The sequence below is a fragment of the Salinivibrio sp. HTSP genome, from assembly GCF_003390965.1.
Classification (GTDB): domain Bacteria; phylum Pseudomonadota; class Gammaproteobacteria; order Enterobacterales; family Vibrionaceae; genus Salinivibrio; species Salinivibrio kushneri.
Genome location: NZ_PXUD01000082.1, coordinates 1 through 4,125, shown reverse-complemented (window position 1 = coordinate 4,125; position 4,125 = coordinate 1). Strand labels below are relative to the sequence as shown.

Genomic DNA, 4,125 nt, shown 5'->3' with positions numbered 1-4,125 from the left:
ATGGCGTGTTAGGTGCCGACAACTGATCGGCGGTAGCATGGCTAAATACTTGGATGCTTAACCCGCTTATCGGCTAGACACAGCCAAAAGCGTGCGCGTCTATCCGTCACAGACTCACACTATCCCTGAATGGATGACTAAAAGAGTCTATAAGTCATGCGTTTACAGACTCACGCTTGGGGATAGTGTGAATACCAGAATAGAGATAGGCGGCAAGCACACTTTCGCGGAAGAGCAGTATCCATTAGAGGTGATAACTCTATTGGTAACAGCTAGTTAGGTAGAAAAGAGTGCGGATAACGGTTTTGGGAAATCGCGCATGCGCACTAATACAATGTTATGCCACAAATTGACGGTGAAGAAGTATGAATAAAGTAGAACGGTTCGAAGGCGAGGCGCCAAAGCTTAAAGGTGATGGTTCAATTCGTTACCACCTGTGGACGGACGATCAAGGAGCTCTATTCGTTCAGCTATCTGCAAATGAGGTAGACACCGCAAGCCCAGGAACATTGGACCAATATTTGTTCCCCGTCGCCGAATACATTGATAGGCGATGTGAGGAGAGTCAGTTGAACGTGACGCAAGGTCTGCGTGTCGAGACTGAAAGCCTCGAGAGGGTAGAGAACAATAACACCAGTGCTTTTCTCAAAGCGGTGCTCAGGCATCTGTTCCCCTGCTCAATGAAAGCATAACCAGCAGCGTCAGTCGGACCGTTTTGTTCCGCTGCGCTCCACAAATCGGCCGCTGCGCAAAGCGTTAGCGCGATGGAGAGAAATGATATGGATCAACCTGAGAATCTTAATAAAGAAGAGGGCGTTTTACAGAACTCTCGTGCTGATTATGTCGCTTCTGCTGCAAAGTCTGCACTTGGTATGGTTCCTTTCGCCGGGTCATTACTTGCGGAAATTGCTGGAAATGTAATACCAAATCAGCGAATAGATAGAATTGTAAAATATGCGGAAGCTCTCGAAAGCAGATTATCGAAAATCGAGCAGGACGTTGTTAAACAAAACATGTTTGATGAGAACTTTACAGATTTGGTTGAGGAAAGCTTGCGGCAAGCTGCGAGATCGCTAACAGATGAGAGGCGAGATTACATATCATCGCTTGTTTCCAATAGTATCTCTTCTGATGATATAGAGCACTATGAGTCCAAGCATTTACTTCGTATTCTTGGCGAGCTGAATGATATTGAAATTATTTGGCTGAGATTTTATTTAAATCCCGTCATGGGCGGTGATACGGAGTTTCGTGAGAGACATGATCACATACTTAATCCAGTCGCAGCACACCTTGGATCATCTCAGCCAGAACTCGACAAATCTACACTGCAGAATAGCTATAAGGAGCATCTTGCATCCCTTGGTTTACTAGAAAAAGACATTGATATGGATACGTCGAGTCGAGGGGTTAAGCTGAAAACTAAGGGCTACAAAATTACCTCGCTTGGCAGGCTATTACTTCGAGAGGTTGGGTTTAGTGATGAACGACTGCGCTAACAATCGGCTGCACAGCGACCGATTTTCCGCCGCCTCGCGGCTCTAAACCGGCGAGTGAGCCGGGCGTTAGCCTCACTATGGAGAGTTCATGGGAATTCTAGAAAAAGTCGATAGTTTGATAGATAAAGGTAATGGAGTGCTGGCGTCACATCGATCTCCTCCTTCTGGCGTTATTGGCTTTCCAACTTGTGACTCTGGTCTGTTTGCCACATGGAAAACACAATCACTTGCTTTTCTAGAGAAACAGTTTTCTTCTACAAGCCCATATTATTTAGAGTTTCAAGATAAAGTTAAAAAGGCTTACACCGGATCAATTCGAACAGGAATAGGTGTCCTAGAAGCGGTTAAAGAAGAAATAGATTCTGGTGAAATTAGCACAGTTCCAGATACAAAGAATCCTATTCAAATTATTGAAAATCTGTGTGACCGGTTTCACTTGATAGCTAGGCAGTTACGTGAGCGATATAACGAAAGAGAAACAATTGATATTCAAGATGAATATGATGTTCAAGACTTATTTCATGCTTTGCTTCATCTTGAATTTGAAGATGTTCGTGCTGAAGAATGGGTTCCAAGTAATGCTGGAAAGTCAACGCGAGTGGATTTTCTTCTTAAACCCGAACGGATCGTTGTAGAAATCAAAAAAACTCGCAAAGGGCTTGGTGCCAAAGAAGTTGGTAGCCAGCTAATCGAGGATATTCATAGGTATAGCTCTCATCCGGATTGTGATGCTCTAGTTTGTTTTGTTTATGACCCAGATGGGCGTGTAGCAAATCCGCGTGGGTTAGAATCTGACTTAAATAAAGATACCGATGAGCTTGTGGTTCAAACATATATACGGCCGTAAGGCTAACAAGCGCAGGCACAGGAAAAAATTTTCCACTGCGCTCCAAATTTTCCCGTGCTGCGGGCGTTAAGTTTAAAAGGTCATTTCGTTGAAATTATCGGACATAAAAGAAATCCTGAGTTTGGATTGGACTGCCAATAAAGCGATTGGAGCAATTTTCGTGCTAGTCGCGAGTATGCTTTCGGTGTCTCTACCTGTCGCTATTGAACTGCCAATACTAGCCAAGCTTATGATTTTATTGGTTTTCTATAGCGCCGTGCATTTTGTATTAGCAAAAGTTTTGCTAATCATGTGTCGTTGCATATTACGTGTTTCTAAAAATTGTCATCGTATTTTTTCATCGATTAAAGCTGTTGAATGTCTTTCCGACGACGAAGCAATTATTCTTAATAAATGTATTGAAGAGAATGGCGTTTATCGAAATCATCACGAGATTAAAAAAATAATATCAAAAGGTGTGGGGGTCAAAAAACATGATGTTAATTCAAAGGTTTTACTTCTGAATTGGCTTGTTACTGCTTTCGTTAAGTTAAAATTTAAAAAGTTAAAAAACAAACAAAAATCAGTTCTAGTACAAAATTTCAACGGAAATATTGCTAAGTATCTTGCAGTGTTTTTCAATCGGGATGTTGAATCATTAATGAATCAACATGGTCTGGTGCCATACGAGGTAACAGAGTATTACGAAGACTTATCTCGTTACGGGCTTATTACGATTACTAAAAACAAGTCATCTAGCGTTTATGCATTAGATACAAATTTATCAAAACAACTTTCCGCAAAATATTTCGAAGCAGTAAAAGATGTTGGCCCTATTGAACTGAAGGATGCTGAAGTTCAGGCTCATATTTATACAACAGGTGGTGGTCTCGCATCGGGCAATAGAACTTAACAAGCGCCTTAAACATTGCGGCCTGTGGCCGCTGGACTCGCAACAAGTTGCTCGCCGTTTAGGCGTGCGTTAATGAGTTTCGAACGATTTTATAATAGAGATGTAAATGAAAGCGCTAGACAAGTGGGCTGAGCGTATATATTCCGAGAACGATTTTGGTCGAGGAGTTGCTACATCAGTTTCCGGTACAATTGGCTTATCAACATATCTGTTCTTTAATGATTGGGTTATTGCATTGTTTGGCGTAATGATTTCTTTCCCGGTCATACGAATTGCAGCGTCTAATTTATACAAATGGAGTCAAGACCGAGCGAAGAAAAAGTCAATTGAGCAAGCGCTAGAGTGTACGTTTAACGGACTCACTGAGCATGAAAAACTGGTGGTTGCCGCATTTGTAGAAGCAGGGGGAACAGCCCTTACATTTTCGCAAATAAATCGGCTTGATCTATCTAGTTCTGCCATCGAATCATTAGTTCAAAAAGAACTACTTTGGACCTCGGTTATGTCTGACGGTATGAGCGAAAGTTTCGTACTAGATATGGCGTTGTTTGAAAAAGCGTTAAGTGAAAATGAGCCCGCTCACTAACAAAAGAGTATGTCGTTAATCGTTAAATTTTGGCGAGGTTTTCATCCCACATCACGTCGTATCTAAGCATTGAATTTAAGATCTCCACCATATTACGTACATAGGAAATAATGGCGACTTTTTTAATTTTAGGCGGCGCATAAAATGTGGAAATAGAATAAAAATCTTTCAGCGATAGAGAGGAATTTATTTGAAATGACTTTTCCATAGTCATCTTCCGCGTGAAGAGAAAAGTGGTGATTGGCGAGAACAACACCACAAAAGAATTGAGTAGACATGGTTACCTCCGGTATTAAAGGCC

General features: G+C 41.7%; 5 protein-coding genes and 1 pseudogene. 5 read left to right on the top strand and 1 reads right to left on the bottom strand.

The window, feature by feature from the left end; translation table 11 throughout:
* Positions 1-365 precede the first annotated feature (365 nt).
* The 5 genes from C7A19_RS13965 to C7A19_RS13945 all read left to right on the top strand — a co-directional run bounded on the left by C7A19_RS13965 (position 366) and on the right by C7A19_RS13945 (position 3,824).
* Positions 366-692 (top strand): hypothetical protein, encoded by a 327-nt coding sequence (locus C7A19_RS13965; RefSeq protein ID WP_116645176.1) that lies wholly within the window; start codon positions 366-368, stop codon positions 690-692.
* A gap of 87 nt (positions 693-779) precedes the next feature.
* Positions 780-1,499, top strand: a complete 720-nt coding sequence (locus tag C7A19_RS13960) for a hypothetical protein (protein WP_201264098.1) — start codon at positions 780-782, stop codon at positions 1,497-1,499.
* Positions 1,500-1,587: 88 nt separating this feature from the next.
* Positions 1,588-2,346: a hypothetical protein gene (locus C7A19_RS15625; RefSeq protein WP_162300281.1), complete on the top strand. Its 759-nt coding sequence runs from the start codon at positions 1,588-1,590 to the stop codon at positions 2,344-2,346.
* An 88-nt stretch (positions 2,347-2,434) separates the two neighbouring features.
* Positions 2,435-3,238, top strand: coding sequence for a hypothetical protein (locus tag C7A19_RS13950; RefSeq protein WP_116645174.1), 804 nt, complete (start codon positions 2,435-2,437; stop codon positions 3,236-3,238).
* 106 nt (positions 3,239-3,344) lie between these two features.
* Complete coding sequence (locus C7A19_RS13945) at positions 3,345-3,824, top strand: super-infection exclusion protein B (protein WP_116645173.1); 480 nt, start codon at positions 3,345-3,347, stop codon at positions 3,822-3,824.
* A 22-nt stretch (positions 3,825-3,846) separates the two neighbouring features.
* On the opposite strand, the pseudogene C7A19_RS13940 reads toward C7A19_RS13945, so the two are convergent.
* A pseudogene (locus C7A19_RS13940) lies at positions 3,847-3,948 on the bottom strand (IS110 family transposase); the annotation flags it as partial.
* Positions 3,949-4,125 lie beyond the last annotated feature (177 nt).